The sequence below is a fragment of the Alginatibacterium sediminis genome, assembly GCF_003610775.1.
Lineage (GTDB): Bacteria > Pseudomonadota > Gammaproteobacteria > Enterobacterales > Celerinatantimonadaceae > Alginatibacterium > Alginatibacterium sediminis.
The window spans coordinates 562,822-583,191 of the sequence record NZ_RAQO01000004.1 but is presented as its reverse complement, the minus strand read 5'-3'; the positions used below and the strand labels follow the sequence as shown (position 1 = coordinate 583,191).

The window sequence follows — 20,370 nt, the reverse complement described above, 5'->3', positions numbered from 1 at the left end:
AGGACGAAAATATGATTGGTAAAGCTTCTCAACTGATTTTTGCGGCTACATTATTTGGGATGACAAGCGTTGCAAATGCAAGCGCTATTTATATTTCAGACAGTGGATGGCAACTTTTTGATTGGGCCGGAGGGGTAGGTGCTTCGACTTCAATAGGTGGTTTTAACCTAGAGTTGTCTGATGAAGCTAGTCTTACTGTTGTTGATGCTTTTGCGTTTGGAGACGAGTTCGAGATTTGGATAAATGGAATATTCAATTCACTTACCTCTGATGTAATTACACATAGAGATATATACGCATTTTCAGGTGCTGAGGAAGCAATTGCATTGGGATTTAGTCATCGAACTGTTTCGTTGGACCCTGGTTCTTATCATTTAGACTTTAAGTTGTTTCAAGATGGGCAATATGCGAATGGAGACTATTATCTTGATGGTTCTGGTTATTTCAGAGTAGATAGTTTTCCTGTATCAGTTTCAGAACCTCCTATGTTCGGACTATTTTTTCTGTTGGTAGCCTATGTGTTGATTCGAAAATACAGCAAAGATGAGCAATCAAACTACGGTTATCAACCTTAATTTACATTCAGTCAAACAGATAATAATACATGTACGCAAACCTTGGTGACACAACGAAACAGATTCATCAGATAATACATTAAAAACAATACGATAGAGATTAAACATCAAGCGCGTTATGTCGACTAGGAATGTAAGCTAAGCTGATACTGGATACCATCCTTAATTTACATTAACACAACAGGAGTGGTACGCGCTTGTGTCTACAGATATGCAATTTAACATAATATATATTATGCGCACACCCAGGTCATAACTGCAGTGGTTTGGAAGTTTGCCTGTGATTACTCGAATAAGCGCACATAATCGTTAGGCTCAGTTTGTACTTGGCATTTAAAATGGCCTTAGTCTTCGTTACATACAAGTCTACGAGTTTCAGTTTACAGTTAATATAAATCAGCAATCCTTTATCTAACTCATCGGTGCATGATTTCTACTGTAGCCATGAAACTTGAGACCAGCAACACATAACAAGCAAGTTTAAAATTTACTTCCAACCATGAAAGCTTTTTATGATGCTTGTTGAGAGTTCGCTTTCTAACTTAACACCTGTGAGCGATGTTTAAACTAAATTAGGTTAAAGCTTAATTCGTAAAACTATTCCTAAGCACAAACTCAAGTACAGACAGTTCTTAGCGAGTTTTTTCCTCTAAATAAAATTGACCAAAGCTTTGCCGCATCTACGTGCTCCTATATATCAATTGTTTTACTTGTGTCTAATACTTGGTAAAAGACCTAAGTACAACTTGTAAATTCTGGTCTTCGTCTATATTAACGATTAGGACTTACTTCAGACTTTCGCTATGTCGTTTGTATCGCTACCAACCGCCACAACAGCTAGGTTTAAGGACGCTAACGCCGGCGGCTAAGGTTTAAATTTAACATTTGGGAGTATTCAAGCACTTGAACAATCAAAGTGCTAGTAACTGTGTTTATATACAGTTATCTTAAGCATATAATTCCCCTTATATGGATAAGCTACTCATTTGAACAACTCGCCTTCATATTTACCTTTGTTCCCACATGCCGAGCACTTGGAATTCGGCGTTGCTTATGTCAACACTACCGTTTCAAATCTTGATCGCAGCATTGTTGATGCAAGCTACAGCTATGAATTAGCGGTCGATTATCTATCTGAGAACCGCTTTAATGCTAATAATTTCAAATCTATCCGTAGTGAGTTAAACCTACTTTTCAATTGGTGTTGGTTTACTAAAGGATGCTCTATAGCTGACCTAGACCGTCGGTTACTGTCCCAATTTATAGAATTCTGTAACCAACCCCCTGCTCAGCTAGTCAGCCATTGCTCCTATGCTTTTTTCGTTGATAATAAATCGAACGGCGAAGTCCTAGCTAATCCCAAATGGCGCCCTTTCGTGAACCGCCAACCAGGTACTTACCTTCGCAAACTTAACACACTGAAAACTCAGCTTTCTATACTAAGCAGTTTCTTTGTATTCCTAGATGATCTCGAGTACATGGACAAAAACCCTGCGTCGGTATTGTTAAGACGCCTCAATGGAAACAATTCGCGAATCGCTATCGATGTTGAGGTAGAAAAATCTTTGAGTCCAGAGCAATGGAAAACACTTTGGGAATATGTTTGTCGAATGGAGCAATTAGACCCGCAGAAGCACGCGCGCACTCGATTTCTATTCGCCCTACTCTATTTAATCTACCCCCGCGTTTCGGAAATTTCCGCGCGCGCTGGGTATACGCCATTAATGAGCTCTTTTACTAAACACCGCGGTGGCGACTGGCTTTTCCAAGTTCCATTAAGTAAAGGCGGTAAAGCTAGGCGAATTGTTTGCCCTGATCAGCTCATCAAGGAGCTAAAACGTTATCGTTTGTCTCTCAATTTGACGGAACTCCCCGTTCCTGAGGAACAACATCCACTATTTATTCGTCATCAAATCGGTACCCATGGGCGCGATGCGGGGCTGATCCATTCGCAGCTTGGGATAACGTCGATTCAGAAAATAGTCACCACGACCTTAATCGATTGCGCCAATAGTATAGAAGGTTCTAATCCCTTTGATGCTCAAGAGCTACGCAGCTACAGTGTACATTCAATGCGGCATACTGGCATCTCGGCAGCTATTGAAAGTGGCGTCCCCTTATCTGTAGTTATGAAAAGCGCTGGTCATAGTGATTTATCAACTCTATCGATTTACACCCACACTAGTCTAGAGCAACAATCGTCTGCCAACAAAGTACAGCGTTTGGATTAAGACCAGAGAGCATCAATCCGTCGTTTTATTTCGGTGAAATATTATACTTGCAAATAGTTAGTAAGTTTTGCATGGTATTTAGCTATGTTCTCAATGGCTTAGCTAGATGAACGGTTTAAATTTCGATATCAAAATGCTTGAAGTTTTAGTAGCGACAGCGCAGTGCGGAAGTATGACCGCGGCCGGACAACAACTGGGCCTTTCGCAATCGGCGGTAAGTCAAACCTTAGCAAATCTTGAAACTAATGTGGGCGTCCCACTGCTCGACCGTAGCGTGCGTCCGGTTGCATTAACCGTTGCCGGTCGATATTTTTTTGATCGTTCAAAACACCTAATTGAACATGCCCAACAAACACAAACAGCACTTAGCCAGCGTAATTTTACCCGCTTGCATGCACTGCGATTAGCAATCGTAGACTCGTTTGCAGCAACCATGGGCAACCACCTGGTTGCTGCAATTAAAAGTCATAGTGACCAATGGATGATGACAAGTGGTCGGTCGCATATGCATCAACAAGCCTTATTAGGCCGACAAGTCGATATTGTTATTTCTGATGACCTACTGGTTAATCATGACAACTTACAGCGGATCCGACTTCTTAAAGAACCCTTTATTTTGGTGCTGCCTAAACAACTACATAAGCTACACAAAAGTAACGACTTAAAATTCCTAGCTAAAAACCATGATTTTGTACGCTATACCAGTAATGCTCTCATAGGCCAAACGATCGAGCGCTATCTTTATGAGTTGGGTGTTAATCCACCAGAACGGATCTTTTTGGATAACACTCACGCTGTTTTGGCCGCAGTGGCTAATGGTTTAGGATGGACAATAAGTACGCCGCTGTGTGTGCTGCAAGCCCAAGGGTTACAAGAAAACCTACACTACGAACCATTGGCTGTTGATGATAGTTTCTATCGAACACTTACCCTTATATCACGGCGTAACGAATTAGGCTCCCTACCCGAGCGTCTAGCTCAGCATAGCGCTAGTTGCTTAACTCAGTACTATCTACCTTTTATTCAACAAAACCTACCTTGGGCACTTAAACTTATCAAGGTCGCTCAACTTGGCTAATAAAGGTGTTCTAGGTCAACTTTCCTTGAGCCTTAGTATTTTTCAGTTATAAAGCAATTGATAGTCTCAAAGCTTTGTTCGTTCACACTATAAGTAATGCTTATGCTAGATAACTAGCTACACTAATTGTTGTTGGTGTTTTTTTAGCCACACACTAGCTTGGTTATTCTCAACTGATTTCATATGGCTATAAGTCACTGTTAACTTATCGAAATTTATGTAGCAATACCGAGCAATCAGCTACTGGATCGGTCTTAAATATTTAGTCCATAGTAGTAGTAACAGCAGTTATTCTAATTGTTTCACATATACACAAAGGAATTGTGTCAATGCAAGCCAGAGACGTTAAGACAATACAAGATGCTAAAACACTTATTGAAACTCGTCAGTTAACCCATATAAAAGTTGGGATCTTCGATAATGACGGTGTTATGCGTGGCAAATACATGTCCAAGTCTAAGTTCTTTTCTGCCTTGGATAAGGGCTTTGCTTTTTGTGATGTAATTCTCGGCTGGGACGTAAAAGACCAGCTTTACGATAATGTGGACTTCACGGGTTGGCATACCGGCTACCCCGATGCTAGCGTAAAAATTTTACCAGACACTTGCCGCGATGTGACGGGTGAAGACGGCATGCTTCTATTCATCGCTGAATTTGATGGTGATGCGCGCAAGGTTTGTCCCCGTTCAACCTTACACCGTGTGTTAGATAAAGCACGTGCTATGGGTTTTGAGGTAAATGCTGCATTTGAATATGAGTTTTTCCTTTTTAATGAAACACCCGACTCGATTAGAGAAAAAGGATACAGAGACTTAAAACCAATTACACCCGATTGGTTTGGTTATTCAATGATCCGAAATTCGGTTCATAGCGATTTGTACAAAGCGATCTTGGACCTCAGCGAAGAGATGGACTTCCCAATTGAAGGCATTCACTCTGAAACTGGACCCGGAGTGTTGGAGGCAGCTTTAACTTATGATCTTGCTGACCTAGCCGCAGATAAAGCAGCTTTATTTAAAACCTTTATGAAGGTTTTAGCGCAACGCCGAGACATGATGGCAACATTTATGGCTAAGTGGAGTAATGATTACCCAGGACAAAGTGGTCACATTCATATTTCGTTGACTAAAAATGGCCAGTCTGCATTTTTCGACGCCAATAACGATCTTGAGATGAGTGATATCCAACGTCACTTTCTAGCCGGACAACAAAAGTTCATGCCTGAAGTTTTATGCATGGTTGCACCAACAATTAATAGCTACTCGCGCATGGTTCCCGGCTTTTGGGCCCCTACACATGCCACTTGGGGTGCCGAAAACCGCACAACTGCCCTTCGCATCATTCATGGCAGCGAAAACTCACAGCGCATTGAATACCGTATTGGTGCCGCTGACGCAAATCCTTATTTGGCGTTAGCAGCCGCTTTGGCCAGTGGCTTGGCTGGGATAGAACAAAAATTAGAACCCTTAGCGCGAGTTACAGGCAACGCCTACGAAATAGATCACCCAAAAGCTATAGAACTACCCGCCTCACTAGGCGCCGCTGCCCTCAACTTGAAAAACTCAAGCATGGCTCGCGAAATGTTTGGTTCTGCTTTTGTAGATCACTTCTCTGCTAGTCGCGATTGGGAAGAACGTGAGTATCGTCGTCACATTAGTGATTGGGAACTAAACCGCTACTTTGAAATAATATAGGTCAGTTATGTCGACTTTAAATAATTCAGCAACAGACGAACTTTATTGTATTTCTCCTAGTACAGGGAAAATCTATGCACAGCGCTCTATTTCAACATCACTTCAAATTAATGACGCGCTAACAAAAGCTAAGGCTGCACAAAACAACTGGCGTAAACTAAGTTTGTCACAACGAAAAGCATTTTGTACCAAAGCCGTTAGCCATTTAGTTAGTCAATCGCAAGAGCTAGCCAATGAAATATCTGCGATGATGGGACGTCCAATTTCTCAATGTAAGGGGGAGATTGCGGGTTTAGAAGAGCGTGCAAGTTACATGATCGACATCTGCGAGCAAGCATTATGTCCATTAACAGTGGAAGAAAAACCAGGTTTTAAGCGCTACATCACACGTGAGGCCTTAGGATGTGTATTTGTAATCGCACCGTGGAATTATCCTTACCTTACCGCAATTAATAGTATTGTTCCGGCACTTTTAGCTGGCAATACGGTATTGCTAAAGCACGCACAACAAACCTTAGTTTGCGCTGAACGTTTTCAAGCAGCGTTTGACGCCATAGGCCTGCCAGAAGGTGTGTTTCAACACCTTCACCTAAGCCACCAACAAGCAGCTGATATCATTGGCTCAGGGCAAATTAATTACGTTGCCTTTACTGGTTCTGTTGCAGGTGGCAAAGCCATTGAGCAAGCAGCGGTTGGTCAATTTATTGGTGTCGGTTTAGAACTTGGCGGTAAAGACCCGGCATATATCCGCCAAGATGCTCAGCTTGATGATGCAGTTGCAACGGTTGTCGATGGCGGTATGTTCAATAGCGGTCAGTCTTGCTGTGGTATAGAGCGTGTTTATGTTCATCACAGCATTTATCAAGCGTTTATCGATAAAGCCGTCGCTCTTATTCAACAATACCAACTTGGTCCTTCTGAAGCTGCAAGCACTAACCTAGGTCCTATGGTGAGTGATAAAGCTGCAGCCTTCCTACGAAAACAAATACAACAAGCGATTAGCCAAGGTGCAGTAGCGCATATAAATAGCAATGACTTCCCGTATGCAAAAGAAAACACGCCATTTGTTGCACCTCAATTACTTAGTAACGTTGATCATAGTATGCGAGTAATGACCGAAGAGTCCTTTGGTCCTTTAATTGCGGTCCAAAGTGTTGCTAGTGACTCAGAAGCTATTGAGCTTATGAACGACAGCGAGTTTGGTTTAAGCGCTGCCATATTTAGCGAAGACCTTGTTGCCGCAGAGACAATTGGGGCCCAACTGGAAACAGGCACTGTGTATGTGAACCGTTGTGATTATCTTGACCCGGCTTTGGCTTGGACTGGGGTTAAGAACTCAGGCCGAGGTTGTAGTCTATCTAAACTTGGATTTGAACAGCTTACACGTCCAAAGTCATTTCATATCAAATCAAATACGCCATAACGTCGATAAGTGGAGAACGTTGTATGTTAAAAGGTACATGGAACTATCCCAGCCATATAGAAGCGGGCTCAAATAGCCTAGACAGTTGTGTTGAGCATTGTATGGCGCTTGGTATCAGGCGACCAATGGTCGTGTGCGACCCAGGCCTAAAAGATTTCGACTTTATAGAAACCCTAGTACAAAGTCTAAAAGGGAGCGAACTTGACGCTTGCCTATTTTCGCAAATCCAAGCAAATCCTAATGGAGACAATGTCAGTGCTGGCATTGCCCAAGTAAAACAAAATCGCTGCGATGGCGTTATAGGTATTGGTGGCGGTTCAAGCTTAGATGCAGCTAAAGCGATTGCCTTAGCTGCTTTTCAAAGTCGCGAACTTTGGGACTTTGAAGATGTAGGCAATAACTGGAAGCGGGTACAAGAAGATAAAGTTTTACCCTGTATTGCAATCCCAACTACTGCAGGTACCGGTTCTGAAGTGGGGCGCGCCTCCGTTATAACAAATCAAGAACGCCAAGTTAAAACCATTATTTTCCACCCCTTGATGCTGCCTAAAGTTGTCATACTCGATCCATTGCTCAGCGTGGGACTGCCACCCAAATTAACGGCCGCGACAGGTATGGACGCTTTGTCGCATTCATTAGAAGCACTATGTTCTCCAAGCTACCACCCGATGGCTGAAGCGATCGCGCTCGAAGGTATTCGTATGGTTGCTGATTATTTACCGCGTGCATTTAGTAATGGACAAGATATCGATGCACGTATGCAAATGTTGGTCGCATCGAGTATGGGCGCCACCGCGTTTCAAAAAGGACTCGGTGCCATGCATGCCCTCGCCCACAGTTTAGGCGCACTTCACAACGCTCATCACGGCATGTTAAACGCAATCTTAATGCCTTATGTTTTAGTTGCTAATAAATCCCAAATTCAAGAAAAAATGGCGAGACTAGCACGCCAACTTGATCTGAGTGATCAAAGCTTCGACGGCGTACTAACCTGGATCTTAGAACTTAGAAAATCCTTGTCAATTCCACATGCTCTGAGTGAAATAGGAATTGATGGAACAGATGCTGAACGTATCGCTCAAATGTCAGTTAACGATCCATCTGCCGGCGGAAACCCAATATTGTTTAGCGCTGAACAATACCAACAATTATATATGAACGCTGTTAATGGGGAACTAATCCCATGAGAGTAGCGCTACTGCTATGTGATGACATCAGGGCTGAATTACAAAACGAGTTTGGAAACTATCCTGAAAGTTTTGCCAATTTGTTTGAAGCTGCGGGCTGTGAGCTTGAGATCCACACTTTTAGAGTGTTGGATGGTAAATACCCAAGCAAGCTTGATCTTTACGATGCGTTCATAACAAGCGGGAGTAAATTTGGCGTAAACGACGAACTTGATTGGATCAGAGAGCTCGAAAAATTTGTATTCCGGCTACATCAAGAACAACGCGTGCTGATTGGTATTTGTTTCGGACATCAGTTAATCGCTAAAGTTTTAGGGGGGTTAGTAGAACAAGCTAATCAAGGTTGGGGCGTTGGCGTACATAGTTCTAAATTTTATTCCAAACCGGCTTGGATAGGTGATGCTAAGGACAGTTTTGATTTGCTAGTTAGTCATCAAGACCAAGTTACGCACTTACCCAATGGCGCATCAACTCTAGCAGGTAGTGACTTTTGTCCAAATAGCTTAGTTCAATTTAGCCCTAGATTTCTGGGCGTACAAGGTCATCCTGAATTTACAGCCGACTATAGTCGTGCACTAATCAAACTACGCAGCGAAAGCTATTCTCAAGACGTAATGGAACAAGGTTTAAAATCGACTTATCAACATATCGATTCGCTGTTACTAGCCCGAGCAATTATAAACTTCATTGCGATGCAAACGACGTAAACACGAATCAAATAAGGAACGCACATGGAAGCTCGTTCTAATCAGCCAACAATACCCAAAGCATTGGTTGGCTATATTAAAATTGTTGAGGCCGTAAACTACCGGGTCGGCCGTTTTGCAATGTACCTTATCATAGTGTTGATAGGCATATTGTTTTACTCCGCAGTGTCAAAGCTGGGTCACTTTCCGTCGCTTTGGACATTAGAGATGGCCCAATTTGTCATGGTTGCTTACTACATGCTTGGTGGTCCTTATTCAATGCAGCTTCAAAGCCACGTGCGCATGGACTTGGTATACGGCAATTGGTCAATTAAAACCAAATCTATGGTTGATGCATTCACAATCTGTATGCTCATTTTCTATCTCGGCGTTTTACTCTACGGTGGCATCTCCAGCACTAGCTATGCACTTGAATACGGCGAGCGCAGTTATTCGGCTTGGCGACCATATATGGCGCCCATAAAAATTGTAATGTGTTTTTCTATCGTATTGATGTTACTTCAGGCCTTTGCGGTCTTGATCAAAGACATTGCTTGTTGGCGTGGAGTTGAAATCAAATGAGTTACGAATTAATTGCAGTGTTGATGTTTTCATCGATGATGCTAATGCTGTTAACCGGTCAACGGGTGTTTGCAGCCATTGGTTTTGTTGCTGTTGTTGCGTCGCTTTCACTGTGGGGAACCGGTGGTGCTGAAATTCCGTTTAGCGCTGCTATGAAATTAATGAAGTGGTATCCCTTGCTAACCCTACCCTTATTTATTTTTATGGGGTACATGCTTTCAGAATCTGGCATCGCTGAAGATCTCTACAAGATGTTTCATGTTTGGATGGGCCCTCTAAATGGCGGTTTAGCGATAGGAACTATTGGCCTCATGGTTATGATTTCAGCCATGAATGGTCTAAGTGTTGCTGGTATGGCCATCGGTGCAAGTATAGCGTTACCAGAATTGCTACGCCGCGGCTACGATAAAATAATGGTAACCGGCGTGGTTCAAGCCGGTAGCTCCTTAGGTATTCTTGTACCGCCAAGTGTGGTGTTGGTACTTTATGGCATGATTGCACGCCAACCGGTTGGACAATTATGGCTAGCCGGGGTATTTCCGGGTTTACTTATGGCCGCTATGTTTATTATCTATATAGCTGTTCGATGCCATCTACAACCGCAACTTGGGCCTGCCTTAAGTGAGGAAGAACGTAATGTTCCACTTAAAGACAAGCTTAAACTACTGCGTGCCGGCGTTCTGCCACTAGTGATCTTTTTTGCGATGACTGGTCTATTTATCATGGGCGTCACTAGTTTAGTCGAAAGCTCAGCAGTCGGCGCTGTTAGTGCAACCTTAGCGGCTATCTATAAAAAGCGATTAAACCGTCAAGTTATCGAAAACACGCTTCGCAAAACCTTAGCCATTAGTTGCATGTTTATGTGGATTATTCTTGCGGCTTTATGCTTTGGAGCAGTATTCGATGGGGTTGGCGCAGTTAAAGCAATCGAATCTTTGTTTATTGACCAATGGCAACTAAGTCCTTGGGAAGTACTGATCTTGATGCAACTGTCATACATAGTCATGGGCACCTTTTTAGATGATACCGCTATGCTTGTGATTGTTGCCCCGCTTTATATCCCATTAGTTGGTGCGCTAGATTTCAACCTGATTTGGTATGGCGTGTTATACACCATTACCTGTCAAATTGCCTATATGACACCGCCATTTGGCTACAACTTATTCCTAATGCGCGCGATGGCACCGCCCGAAATTAGCCTAACCGATATTTACCGTTCAGTCATTCCATTTGCACTGATCATGGTATTTGCTTTAGCAATTGTAATGGCATTTCCACAGATCGCGCTTTGGTTGCCTGAACAAGTTTACCAACGTTAACATTTTTACTAAGGAGAAAATCTAGAGCATAGATAAGTTGCCAGAATGGTTGTCGGCAATTGGAAGTCAATTTTAAACCTAAACGTTAAGGAAAATGACACAATGACAAACAGACGAGAATTTATTAAAAAAGCCGGCATTATTACCGCCTCTGGAGCAGCCGCAATTGTGGGTGCACCTGCCATAGCAAAAACAGCAAAACCGATTAAATGGCGACTACAAACCTATGCAGGCCCTGCTCTTGCTGAGCACGTAATTAAACCCGCCATTGATGCTTTCAATGCAGCGGCCAACGGTGAAATGGTTATCGAGCTATATTTTGCCGATCAACTAGTTCCAACAGGCGAGTTATTCCGAGCAATGCAACGCGGTACCATTGATGCTGTGCAAAGTGATGATGACTCCATTGCAGCACCCGTAGACATTTCCGTTTTTGGCGGATATTTCCCCTTTGCTACGCGCTATAGTCTCGATGTCCCGGTTCTATTTAACGAATATGGGCTTAAAGAAATTTGGGAAGAAGCTTATGGTGAAGTCGAAGGCGTAACTTGGCTCAGTGCCGGTTCTTGGGATCCCTGCCATTTTGCAACGGTGGAACCCATTACTAAGTTAGAGGACCTTAAAGGAAAACGCATCTTTACCTTCCCAACTGCTGGCCGATTCTTATCTCGCTTTGGCGTCGTTCCGGTAACCTTGCCTTGGGAAGATGTGGAAGTTGCCATGCAAACTGGCGAGTTAGATGGAATTGCTTGGTCAGGAATTACTGAAGATTATACCGTTGGTTGGGCTGACGTAACTAACTACTTTCTTACCAACAATATATCAGGTGCCTGGTGTGGCTCATTTTTTGCCAACTCAGACCGCTGGAATGAATTGCCGGAACATCTAAAAACCTTGTTCAAACTATGTATGGATAGTTCGCATTACTACCGTCAACATTGGTATTGGGGCGGCGAAGCCAAACTACGGACCGAAGGTACCAAAATGGAACTTACATCTATTCCTGATGACGAGTGGATGAAGGTTGAACAAGAAGCCTACAAGTTCTGGGACGAAATTGCTGAAACGAGCGAACGCAACGCCCGTGTTGTTCAAATATTTAAAGATTATGCAGCAGTGATGGAAAAAGCCGGTAAACCTTACCGCTATTGATCATTAGCGGGGACCTTGTCCCCGCTTTTATTTAATTGTTAGCTATTATCACTTGGGAAAACAACACCGGTTTGGCGACGAATTTCCTCCAAAACTAAACCTAACTCAATAGAGTGCGTATACCGTCGGGTTTGGTCTTCATCGTCATTTTCTATAGCATCAGCAAAGGCAATTGCCTCATACATCATTGTTTCAGTATCTTGAGCTACGGTTACATTTTGAACTTCTTGTCCTTTTAGTATGAGTCGGACGGCTAAGCATTCACTGATAAACTCAATTTCTAAACGGCCCTTTTCACCTTGGATTTCACTGCTATTTGAACCATCACTTACTTTAGAATGTTCTACAACAGCGCTAAAATCGTCATACCCCATCAATACCGCGCCATGGGCATCAACACCAGACTTAAGCAAGCTAGCCTGTGCATTTATTGACTTAGGTTTACCAAACAATGCAACTGCGCTGGCTACGCAATAATAACCAATATCCATTATTGATCCGTTTGAAAATTTTGGATTAAAGGTATTGGGATTTTCGCCATTAAGGTATTTGTCATAGCGACTTGAGTACTGGCAATAACTAAAATGCGCTTTACGCAGCTTACCTAACTTTTCTATTTGCTGCTCTATCACTTTAAAATTAGGTAAGTGTGCAGTCTTGAAAGCTTCAAAAACAACTCGATTGTTTGCTTTAGCACAGGCTATCAATTGCTCTACTTGTTGCGCATTAGATGCCAGAGGCTTTTCGCAAATAACATGCTTGCCAGAATTGAGCATTTGCATGCTTTGTTCGAAATGCAGTGAATTAGGGCTCGCAATATAAATAGCGTCAATCTGAGAGTCGTTTGCTAGGGCTTCAAGATTGTCGAAGGCGCGCTCACCACCATTAGCCTGGGTGAAATTCTGAGCTTTTTCTAACTGTCGTGAATAAGCACCCACAAAAACAAAGCGTTGGCTTTTTTTAGCGGCACTGATAAAGGACTCCGTGATCCAACTACTGCCAATAACTGCAAATCTAATCATATTACTTGTTTTCCTATTTAACTCGGGCAATTTTGTGGGTACAGTTTTCTAGTTTGAAACTTAAGATGCGACTGATTTTCATCCGTTTTACTTGATCAATCATATCGTCGCTATAGCCTTGTTTGAACATCCATTCAAACGGGAAACTAAATTCGTCCTCATTAACGATAAGGCTTTGTGAAAGTTGTCCTTGCTTGGAAATACTGACTATCCAAACCTGTTGTTTGATGTCTAAAGCTGTCATCACAATGGCTTTAGATCGGGTAATCAATGAACTAAACACAGCGACCTCCTTTTTTGCATGATAACAATATTTATTAATTAAGGCATAGGCAGATTGGGTTGGACTAGGTAAACTAACTACAAAAGAACTTAATACGAAAAAATGTACTCAAAAATCCCCCATTATCATGTGTTTCCGTACCTAGTCATTTGCGTGCTTGCAGGTATAAGTGTCGCTCAATTTGACAATCTTCCCTTAAGTTTTCGACAAACATTGCCCTGGATGCCTTATGCTTTAGGCATCATTACAAGCTTACTTGCACTGCAGTTTAATCGTCGACGCTTGCTCGTTTTTGTGGGCTTAGTTGCGTCAGCTTATTGGGGTGTTTTTTCTTTTTTGCAGCAACCCATAGCGAATGCACAAGCATTTAGTGTCTTTACTATTTTAAGTTTGATATTGCCTAGTAACCTTCTGCTTAACTTGTTACTTAAAGATAACGGTATGCGGTCAAAAAGTGCTTATGTCAGTTACTTAGTTTTGGCGCTACAGGTGGCATTGATCTACATAGCCAGTTTAATCGCACACCCAGATGCACTGGGTTCTCTTCAAGAGCTATTCGCGACGCGACCGGTGCCAGGTATAGTGATGAGCGCCATGGCATTAGCTTGGTGTACACTTTTACTCGCTAGTTTATTTTTTAGCTGCATTTATAAACCTGACATCGTGCGACTAGGTTACTTTTTCGGTAGCCTACTTTGTATTCTGGCATTGGTCTTTCTTGACCGCGTCGGAATTACTGCTCTGTTTTTCAGCGCAGCGATGTTTTGCGTTCTAATTAGCAGTTTTAGCTCAACATATGATCTCGCCTATCGAGATGATCTTACAGGACTACAAGCTCGCCGTGCTCTTAACGAGCGTCTTGGAGGCTTGAGCAAAGGTTACGTATTAGCAATGGCTGACATTGACCACTTTAAAGGTTTTAACGATAAATATGGACATGATGTTGGAGATGACGTTCTAGCCATGGTGGCAGCGAAACTTGACCAAGTGAACGGTCGAGCAGAAGTTTTCCGTTATGGTGGTGAAGAGTTTACCTTGGTTTTTACCAATACAGACATGAACGAAGCAAAACAGCATTTGGATGAAGTAAGACAATTGATTAGCTCGAGCGCGTTTGCCATTCGAGACTCAAAAACTCGAGATCAAGGTAGTCAAAAACAGCGCACTGCAGACAAAAAACCGAAGAAGACCGTGCAAATCACCGTTAGTATTGGGTACGCTCAACATACAAGTGATGTGGAACACTACGACGAAGTTATTAAACTAGCTGACAATGCATTGTATAAAGCTAAGAAAAAAGGCCGGGACTGTGTCGTCGCGGCCTCTAGCTAAAACATGTTGGCGATGATGTTAAGCGTTTTCTACTGCAACAATGGCCTGACAAAGAGCAAGCATATTGTTTTTGGTCATGCCAGCGACGCTAATGCGACCAGAACCTACGATATAGACTGCAAAATCTGACTTAAGTGATGCAACTTGCTCTTTACTTAGGCCTGAGAATGAGAACATGCCGTTTTGACCTTGAATGAATGAGTAGTCTCCTTTAGCACCTTCATCCTTTAAGGTTTTAACAAACAAGTCACGCATCTCTTTAATACGAACACGCATATCAGCAACTTCTTGATGCCATTCTTGGGTCAAAGCTTCATCATTAAGAATAATGCTCACTACCGCCGCGCCATGTGAAGGAGGGTTAGAATAGTTTGCTCGGATCCCTGCTTTGACTTGGCTAAACGCCTGCTTAGCAACTTCAGGGGTTTTCGCAACTAAAGTAAACGCACCGACTCGTTCGTTATACAGCCCAAAGTTTTTAGAGAATGAACTCGCAATCATGAGTTCACTATGATTCTTAGCAAATTCTCGTAACCCTAGAGCATCTTCTTCAATTCCTGTGGCAAATCCTTGATATGCAAAGTCGAACAAAGGCAACCAACCTTTGTCTGCACTTATATTTGCAAGCTCTTTCCATTGTGCTGCGTCAGGATCAATACCCGTTGGGTTGTGGCAGCAACCATGCAGCAATACTAAATCACCCTTAGCAACTTGTTCTAATGAGCTAAGCATCGCAGGGTAATCAAGCGACTTAGTATTAGCGTTGTAATACTCGTATTGCTTTACTTCAAGACCCATGGCCTTAAACACGTTGCCATGATTAGCCCAGGTTGGATTGCTAACCCAGATGGTCTTTATACCCAGGTGATTCACGGCAAACTCTGCTGCATTGTGTAATGCACCAGTACCGCCTGGCGACTGGGCAGTAAGTGCGCGACCGCTACTAACGATATCGCTATCTGCTCCAAACAATAATTTTTGTACTGCTAATCCGTATTGAGCATTACCTTCAATGCTTAGGTACGATTTAGAGCTTTCACTTTCAAGAAGTTTAGCTTCAGCTTTTTTAACAACATTAAGAACTGGTGTCTGACCGTCTTCGTTTTTGTATATACCAACGCCTAAATTAATTTTTTGCGTTCGTGTATCTTCTTTAAACGCTTCTGTAAGGCCAAGAATGGGGTCAGCGGGTGCAGCAGAGACAAGTTCAAACATCATAATCCTCGTTAATGTTATTAGGGGTGACTTAAATAGATCAAAACTTCCAAGTTATGTCAGATTACCGCACTATTTCGTTTGCGTCTCGTACAAAATTGGTAAATTTACAACTTTAATCTGTTAGCAAGCCCACAACTCTATAACTAGACATTCGCTTTGGTTTAAAAACCAGTTAGCATGGCAAAGATTGTGGATTCTAAAGAAGCTAAAGATGGACCTAAGTTTTACGTTTTTATTAAAAAAATGGCTGGGAACGCTGCTCATGCCAATTAATGTATCGCTACTATTAATGCTGCTCGCACTACTATTGTGCATATGGAAACGCCCAAGACTTGGCGCAGTTGCCCTACTACCAGCAATCGTCATTTTAGGCCTGTGTAGCAATCCAATTTGGGTGAATCAACAAATGATTCGCTATGAGCGTCAAGTAGAGATCCCAAGTCAATTAAGTCAACGCTTCGATTACATTGTTGTTTTAGGTGGTGCGCATATATCTGACCCACGCTTATCAGCAACAGAACAGTTAAGTACATCGTCTTTTGCCCGCATCTCTAAGGGCATTGAGCTTGCAATGCTAAATCCAGGCTCGCGACTTATCGTGAGTGGCTATGGCGGTAGCGACCCCTATACCAACGCAGAGTTAATGGTTAAAGTTGCTCAACAAAGCAATATCGTGCCCGCGAGTATTATCTCTGTGCCTAAAGCTCGCAATACCTCTGAAGAAGCCGAATTAATTGCTAGTTATATTGGAAAGCGACCCACTGCGCTTGTCACAAGTGCCACACACATGCCCAGGGCGCTCAAGTATTTTGAACAGTACAGTGATGCAATAACTGCTGTCCCAACTGATTTTATGGGTAAAGAAATTCAAGGTGAACTTCGCTATCATGAGTATTTACCCGATGCCAAATTCTTGCATCGCTTTAACTACCTTTGGCACGAGAAACTGGGTATATGGTGGGAAGAAATTCGTAGTAAATTTTCATAAATCTCGATTTAGATCACCAAATGACGATTTTTGTAGTAATTTTACAGTTTTAGCGCTGCGTCTTTTTAGATTAAGGGCTATAATCATTTCAATTTTTATTTAAGGAGAAATTTCAATGAGACAAGCTCTCGTAATGGGTAACTGGAAACTAAACGGCACTAAAGCATCAGTAGAAGCACTAGCTACTGCACTGATTGCTCCTGCAAAAGCGGCATCAAACGTTGAAGTTGCAGTTTGCCCTCCGGTAATTTTCTTGGGTCAAGTTCAAAGCATTCTAGCTGATACTCCTATTAGCTATGGTTCACAAGATGCCAATGTTAATGTAGCGGGTGCGTATACTGGCGAGAACTCACCAGTAATGATCAAAGAATTTGGTGCTAAGTACAGCCTTGTTGGTCACAGTGAACGTCGTCAATATCACAACGAAACTGACGCAGTCGTTGCTGCTAAGTTCCAAGCAATTCAAGCCAACGACCTAGTGCCAGTACTTTGCATCGGCGAAACCTTGGAAGAAAACGAAGCGGGTAAGACTCAAGAAGTTGTTGAGCGTCAAATCCAAGCTGTAATCGACCTTTGCGGCGTTGCTTCACTATCAAATGCAGTTATCGCATATGAACCTGTTTGGGCGATTGGTACTGGTAAATCAGCTACAGCGCAACAAGCACAAGATGTTCATGCTAGCATCCGCGCATTTCTTGCAGCGCAAGACAGCAACGTTGCTCAAAAAATTCAAATCCTTTACGGCGGTTCAGTTAAAGGTGCTTCTGCAGCTGAATTGTTCGGTCAAGCTGACATCGATGGCGGCCTTGTAGGCGGCGCAGCACTTGATGCTGAAGATTTTGCTAAAATTATCGCTGCAGCTAACTAATTCTTATTAGCCACAGCGCCAAAAGCCCAGCAATGCTGGGCTTTTTTCTATTGATCGCACAGGGCATCTAAGACAATAGAGGTAATTGTTGATTTAAAACGGCTATTTCGTCTCGAATTCGCGCTGCTGATTCAAACTCTAACTCAGCCGCACATTTGAACATTTTTGCTTCCAACGCAGCAATTTCTTTGAGTACAGATTTTGCAGTACGTGCTGGTTCTTTTTCCTTCTTCGGACCCCATTTTGACTTACTTACGCCAGCGCCTAAATTCATTACATCATTTACTTTCTTGTTTAGATTCTGAGGTGTAATCCCTAGCTTAAGATTATGCTCTCGTTGAATCTCACGTCGCCGTTCCGTTTCACCGATCGCAGCCTTCATAGAATTGGTAATCCGATCAGCATACAAGATAGCACGCCCTTTTACGTTTCGCGCCGCTCGCCCCATGGTTTGTATCAGTGAGCGCTCAGAGCGCAAAAAGCCCTCTTTGTCTGCATCTAGGATTGCAACCAAAGAAACTTCTGGCATATCTAAGCCTTCACGTAGCAAGTTAATCCCTACTAATACATCAAACACGCCCAAGCGTAGATCGCGAATGATCTCCATGCGTTCCATGGTGTCGATATCGGAATGCAGATACCTGGTTTTAACGCCGTGATCAGTGAGATACTCTGTTAGGTCTTCAGCCATTTTCTTGGTCAAGGTTGTAACCAAGGTTCGTTCACCCATAGCTGCTAAACGTTTCGCCTCTGACATTAAATCATCGACTTGTGTTGTCACCGGCCTGACTTCGATTTCAGGGTCAATTAAACCTGTTGGGCGCACCAGTTGCTCTACAAACTCTCCGTTAGTTCGCTCGAGTTCGTATTTCCCGGGTGTTGCAGATACAAATATAGTTTGCGGTGCAAGTGATTCAAATTCTTCAAACTTAAGCGGGCGATTATCTAAGGCCGAAGGTAAACGAAAACCATATTCAACTAAGGTCTCTTTACGGGAACGGTCACCTTTATACATTGCTCCAATTTGCGGTACGGTCACGTGGCTCTCGTCGATGATAAGAAGACCATCAGGTGGTAGGTAATCAATCAAAGTCGGTGGTGGCTCTCCTGGAGCACGCGACGAGAGATATCGCGAGTAGTTCTCGATCCCAGAGCAATAACCTAACTCATTGATCATTTCAATATCAAACGCAACCCGCTGACTGATGCGTTGTTCTTCTAACAATTTATGGCTACTAAGTAACTGCTTTTTGCGATCGACTAATTCTACTTTTATATGTTCAACCGCCTCTAAAAGTTTTTCTCGAGGTGTTACATAGTGAGTCTTAGGATAAATGGTTACTCGGGCAAGATTTTCTTCGATGCTGCCAGTGAGCGGATCAAAATAACTAAGCCGCTCAATCTCGCCGTCAAAAAGCTCGATTCGTACCGCATATTTTTCAGATTCTGCTGGAAAAACGTCTATGACTTCGCCACGCACTCGAAAAGTAGCCCGCTGAAATGCGGCATCGTTGCGACTATATTGCAGTTCAGCTAAACGTCTGAGTATTTTACGTTGATCAAGCACCTCGCCTACTGTGAGGTGTAGCATCATTTGGAGATAGCTTTGTGGATCGCCTAAACCATAGATAGCTGAAACAGAAGCCACAAGCACAACATCTCTGCGCTCTAGTAAGGCTTTGGTGGCTGACAATCGCATTTGTTCAATGTGGGCATTAACAGATGAGTCTTTCTCGATAAATGTGTCAGTCGTTGGAACGTATGCTTCTGGCTGATAATAGTCGTAGTACGAAACAAAATACTCGACCGCGTTGTTTGGGAAAAATTCCTTCATTTCGCCATAAAGTTGCGCAGCCAAGGTCTTATTGGGCGCCATAATTATCGTGGGCCGTTGCTGCTGTTTAATAACGTTGGCGATAGTAAATGTTTTACCTGAACCGGTTACGCCTAGTAATGTCTGATGAGCAAGTCCGTCTTCTATTCCTTCATTAAGCTGCGCGATTGCTGTCGGTTGATCACCGGCAGGTTGGTAGTTTGAAATGAGCTCAAAAGCTTTTGCCATGTAGATTTCCTATCGCGCCTGTAATTCTAAAAATAGAGCTTAAACAATTCACACTTTAAGTTACAGATTTATTGCTATCCAAGGTCTAAGTAGCAAAAATCAGCAAAGCTTAACTAAAGATACGAAGTCCTTGTATTTATTAGGGATTATAGATCGTATAAAATTAGAACAATCACTTTAACTAAGCACTATGCTGCGGTATTTTCGATATTTTGCACTTTAACCCACACACTTATACACAGATTTAGTGGATAAGTCGGGCGAGCTCCTTTACAGGTTGCCCTAACAACTTTGTGTATAACTTTATATGCACTCGTAAGCTCTTATTTTAACCGTCTTAAGCATAAGTTGCATACTTATTGTTCTAAGCTGGTGGCAGTTTGAGCAAACGCGCTTTTTTGAAGAAATTACACACCGTTTGTGTTGACACTAACCTAGGTGTTCATTAACATGCGCCACGCGTTTAAGGAAAGTCCTTGAGCAAATCGGTTATTCCCCAGTAGCTCAGTTGGTTAGAGCGGTGGACTGTTAATCCATGTGTCGTTGGTTCAACTCCAACCTGGGGAGCCACACTGAATTGTTACTTTCTTTAGATTTAGACTTCGGATCCCCAGTAGCTCAGTTGGTTAGAGCGGTGGACTGTTAATCCATGTGTCGTTGGTTCAACTCG

17 protein-coding genes and 1 tRNA gene are annotated in these 20,370 nt (G+C 42.7%); 14 read left to right on the top strand and 4 right to left on the bottom strand.

Going from position 1 to position 20,370, the window contains the following annotated elements:
* The first annotated feature begins 11 nt into the window (after positions 1 to 11).
* The 10 genes from DBZ36_RS05720 to DBZ36_RS05675 all read left to right on the top strand — a co-directional run bounded on the left by DBZ36_RS05720 (position 12) and on the right by DBZ36_RS05675 (position 11,927).
* A complete protein-coding gene (locus DBZ36_RS05720) occupies positions 12 to 575 on the top strand; it encodes a hypothetical protein (protein ID WP_120353954.1) in 564 nt (187 codons plus the stop codon).
* Between the two features lie 986 nt (positions 576 to 1,561).
* Positions 1,562 to 2,806 (top strand): tyrosine-type recombinase/integrase, encoded by a 1,245-nt coding sequence (locus DBZ36_RS05715; RefSeq protein ID WP_120353953.1) that lies wholly within the window; start codon positions 1,562 to 1,564, stop codon positions 2,804 to 2,806.
* A gap of 106 nt (positions 2,807 to 2,912) precedes the next feature.
* Complete coding sequence (locus DBZ36_RS05710) at positions 2,913 to 3,884, top strand: LysR family transcriptional regulator (protein WP_120353952.1); 972 nt, start codon at positions 2,913 to 2,915, stop codon at positions 3,882 to 3,884.
* Positions 3,885 to 4,213: 329 nt separating this feature from the next.
* Positions 4,214 to 5,578: a glutamine synthetase family protein gene (locus tag DBZ36_RS05705; protein WP_120353951.1), complete on the top strand. Its 1,365-nt coding sequence runs from the start codon at positions 4,214 to 4,216 to the stop codon at positions 5,576 to 5,578.
* A 7-nt stretch (positions 5,579 to 5,585) separates the two neighbouring features.
* Positions 5,586 to 7,001, top strand: coding sequence for an aldehyde dehydrogenase family protein (locus tag DBZ36_RS05700; protein WP_120353950.1), 1,416 nt, complete (start codon positions 5,586 to 5,588; stop codon positions 6,999 to 7,001).
* Between the two features lie 23 nt (positions 7,002 to 7,024).
* Positions 7,025 to 8,188 (top strand): iron-containing alcohol dehydrogenase, encoded by a 1,164-nt coding sequence (locus DBZ36_RS05695; RefSeq protein ID WP_120353949.1) that lies wholly within the window; start codon positions 7,025 to 7,027, stop codon positions 8,186 to 8,188.
* Positions 8,185 to 8,895 carry a glutamine amidotransferase-related protein gene (locus DBZ36_RS05690; protein ID WP_120353948.1) on the top strand — a complete coding sequence of 237 codons (711 nt, stop codon included), beginning with the start codon at positions 8,185 to 8,187 and terminating at the stop codon, positions 8,893 to 8,895. Before DBZ36_RS05695 ends, DBZ36_RS05690 begins: the two co-directional genes overlap by 4 nt.
* 24 nt (positions 8,896 to 8,919) lie before the next feature.
* A complete protein-coding gene (locus DBZ36_RS05685; RefSeq protein WP_120353947.1) occupies positions 8,920 to 9,456 on the top strand; it encodes a TRAP transporter small permease subunit in 537 nt (178 codons plus the stop codon).
* On the top strand, positions 9,453 to 10,775 hold the full coding sequence (locus tag DBZ36_RS05680) for a TRAP transporter large permease (protein WP_120353946.1): 1,323 nt from the start codon (positions 9,453 to 9,455) through the stop codon (positions 10,773 to 10,775). Before DBZ36_RS05685 ends, DBZ36_RS05680 begins: the two co-directional genes overlap by 4 nt.
* 102 nt (positions 10,776 to 10,877) lie before the next feature.
* Positions 10,878 to 11,927 carry a TRAP transporter substrate-binding protein gene (locus tag DBZ36_RS05675; RefSeq protein ID WP_120354473.1) on the top strand — a complete coding sequence of 350 codons (1,050 nt, stop codon included), beginning with the start codon at positions 10,878 to 10,880 and terminating at the stop codon, positions 11,925 to 11,927.
* A gap of 38 nt (positions 11,928 to 11,965) precedes the next feature.
* Here DBZ36_RS05675 and DBZ36_RS05670 read toward each other — a convergent pair whose 3' ends face one another.
* Together DBZ36_RS05670 and DBZ36_RS05665 are read right to left on the bottom strand one after the other, a co-directional pair.
* Positions 11,966 to 12,949, bottom strand: coding sequence for a Gfo/Idh/MocA family protein (locus DBZ36_RS05670; protein WP_120353945.1), 984 nt, complete (start codon positions 12,947 to 12,949; stop codon positions 11,966 to 11,968).
* Between the two features lie 13 nt (positions 12,950 to 12,962).
* Positions 12,963 to 13,232, bottom strand: a complete 270-nt coding sequence (locus DBZ36_RS05665; RefSeq protein ID WP_120353944.1) for a hypothetical protein — start codon at positions 13,230 to 13,232, stop codon at positions 12,963 to 12,965.
* Between the two features lie 102 nt (positions 13,233 to 13,334).
* On the opposite strand from DBZ36_RS05665, the gene DBZ36_RS05660 reads away from it, so the two are divergent.
* Complete coding sequence (locus DBZ36_RS05660) at positions 13,335 to 14,564, top strand: GGDEF domain-containing protein (protein ID WP_120353943.1); 1,230 nt, start codon at positions 13,335 to 13,337, stop codon at positions 14,562 to 14,564.
* 18 nt (positions 14,565 to 14,582) lie between these two features.
* Here DBZ36_RS05660 and DBZ36_RS05655 read toward each other — a convergent pair whose 3' ends face one another.
* Complete coding sequence (locus tag DBZ36_RS05655; protein ID WP_120353942.1) at positions 14,583 to 15,779, bottom strand: amino acid aminotransferase; 1,197 nt, start codon at positions 15,777 to 15,779, stop codon at positions 14,583 to 14,585.
* Between the two features lie 265 nt (positions 15,780 to 16,044).
* On the opposite strand from DBZ36_RS05655, the gene DBZ36_RS05650 reads away from it, so the two are divergent.
* Positions 16,045 to 16,770 (top strand): YdcF family protein, encoded by a 726-nt coding sequence (locus DBZ36_RS05650; RefSeq protein ID WP_158589033.1) that lies wholly within the window; start codon positions 16,045 to 16,047, stop codon positions 16,768 to 16,770.
* A gap of 115 nt (positions 16,771 to 16,885) precedes the next feature.
* Positions 16,886 to 17,638 carry a triose-phosphate isomerase gene (gene tpiA, locus DBZ36_RS05645; protein WP_120353940.1) on the top strand — a complete coding sequence of 251 codons (753 nt, stop codon included), beginning with the start codon at positions 16,886 to 16,888 and terminating at the stop codon, positions 17,636 to 17,638.
* Between the two features lie 67 nt (positions 17,639 to 17,705).
* Here tpiA and uvrB read toward each other — a convergent pair whose 3' ends face one another.
* On the bottom strand, positions 17,706 to 19,700 hold the full coding sequence (gene uvrB, locus DBZ36_RS05640; RefSeq protein WP_120353939.1) for an excinuclease ABC subunit UvrB: 1,995 nt from the start codon (positions 19,698 to 19,700) through the stop codon (positions 17,706 to 17,708).
* Between the two features lie 493 nt (positions 19,701 to 20,193).
* On the opposite strand from uvrB, the gene DBZ36_RS05635 reads away from it, so the two are divergent.
* Positions 20,194 to 20,270: transfer RNA gene (locus tag DBZ36_RS05635), tRNA-Asn, on the top strand.
* Positions 20,271 to 20,370 lie beyond the last annotated feature (100 nt).

Bases quoted from the DNA above. Each gene is read 5' to 3' on its own strand.
- DBZ36_RS05720 (WP_120353954.1), top strand. From the start codon at position 12: ATGATTGGTAAAGCTTCTCAACTGATTTTTGCGGCTACATTATTTGGG.
- DBZ36_RS05710 (WP_120353952.1), top strand. From the start codon at position 2,913: ATGAACGGTTTAAATTTCGATATCAAAATGCTTGAAGTTTTAGTAGCG.
- DBZ36_RS05705 (WP_120353951.1), top strand. From the start codon at position 4,214: ATGCAAGCCAGAGACGTTAAGACAATACAAGATGCTAAAACACTTATT.
- DBZ36_RS05700 (WP_120353950.1), top strand. From the start codon at position 5,586: ATGTCGACTTTAAATAATTCAGCAACAGACGAACTTTATTGTATTTCT.
- DBZ36_RS05695 (WP_120353949.1), top strand. From the start codon at position 7,025: ATGTTAAAAGGTACATGGAACTATCCCAGCCATATAGAAGCGGGCTCA.
- DBZ36_RS05690 (WP_120353948.1), top strand. From the start codon at position 8,185: ATGAGAGTAGCGCTACTGCTATGTGATGACATCAGGGCTGAATTACAA.
- DBZ36_RS05685 (WP_120353947.1), top strand. From the start codon at position 8,920: ATGGAAGCTCGTTCTAATCAGCCAACAATACCCAAAGCATTGGTTGGC.
- DBZ36_RS05680 (WP_120353946.1), top strand. From the start codon at position 9,453: ATGAGTTACGAATTAATTGCAGTGTTGATGTTTTCATCGATGATGCTA.
- DBZ36_RS05675 (WP_120354473.1), top strand. From the start codon at position 10,878: ATGACAAACAGACGAGAATTTATTAAAAAAGCCGGCATTATTACCGCC.
- DBZ36_RS05670 (WP_120353945.1), bottom strand. From the start codon at position 12,949: ATGATTAGATTTGCAGTTATTGGCAGTAGTTGGATCACGGAGTCCTTT.
- DBZ36_RS05660 (WP_120353943.1), top strand. From the start codon at position 13,335: ATGTACTCAAAAATCCCCCATTATCATGTGTTTCCGTACCTAGTCATT.
- DBZ36_RS05655 (WP_120353942.1), bottom strand. From the start codon at position 15,779: ATGTTTGAACTTGTCTCTGCTGCACCCGCTGACCCCATTCTTGGCCTT.
- DBZ36_RS05650 (WP_158589033.1), top strand. From the start codon at position 16,045: ATGCCAATTAATGTATCGCTACTATTAATGCTGCTCGCACTACTATTG.
- tpiA (WP_120353940.1), top strand. From the start codon at position 16,886: ATGAGACAAGCTCTCGTAATGGGTAACTGGAAACTAAACGGCACTAAA.
- uvrB (WP_120353939.1), bottom strand. From the start codon at position 19,700: ATGGCAAAAGCTTTTGAGCTCATTTCAAACTACCAACCTGCCGGTGAT.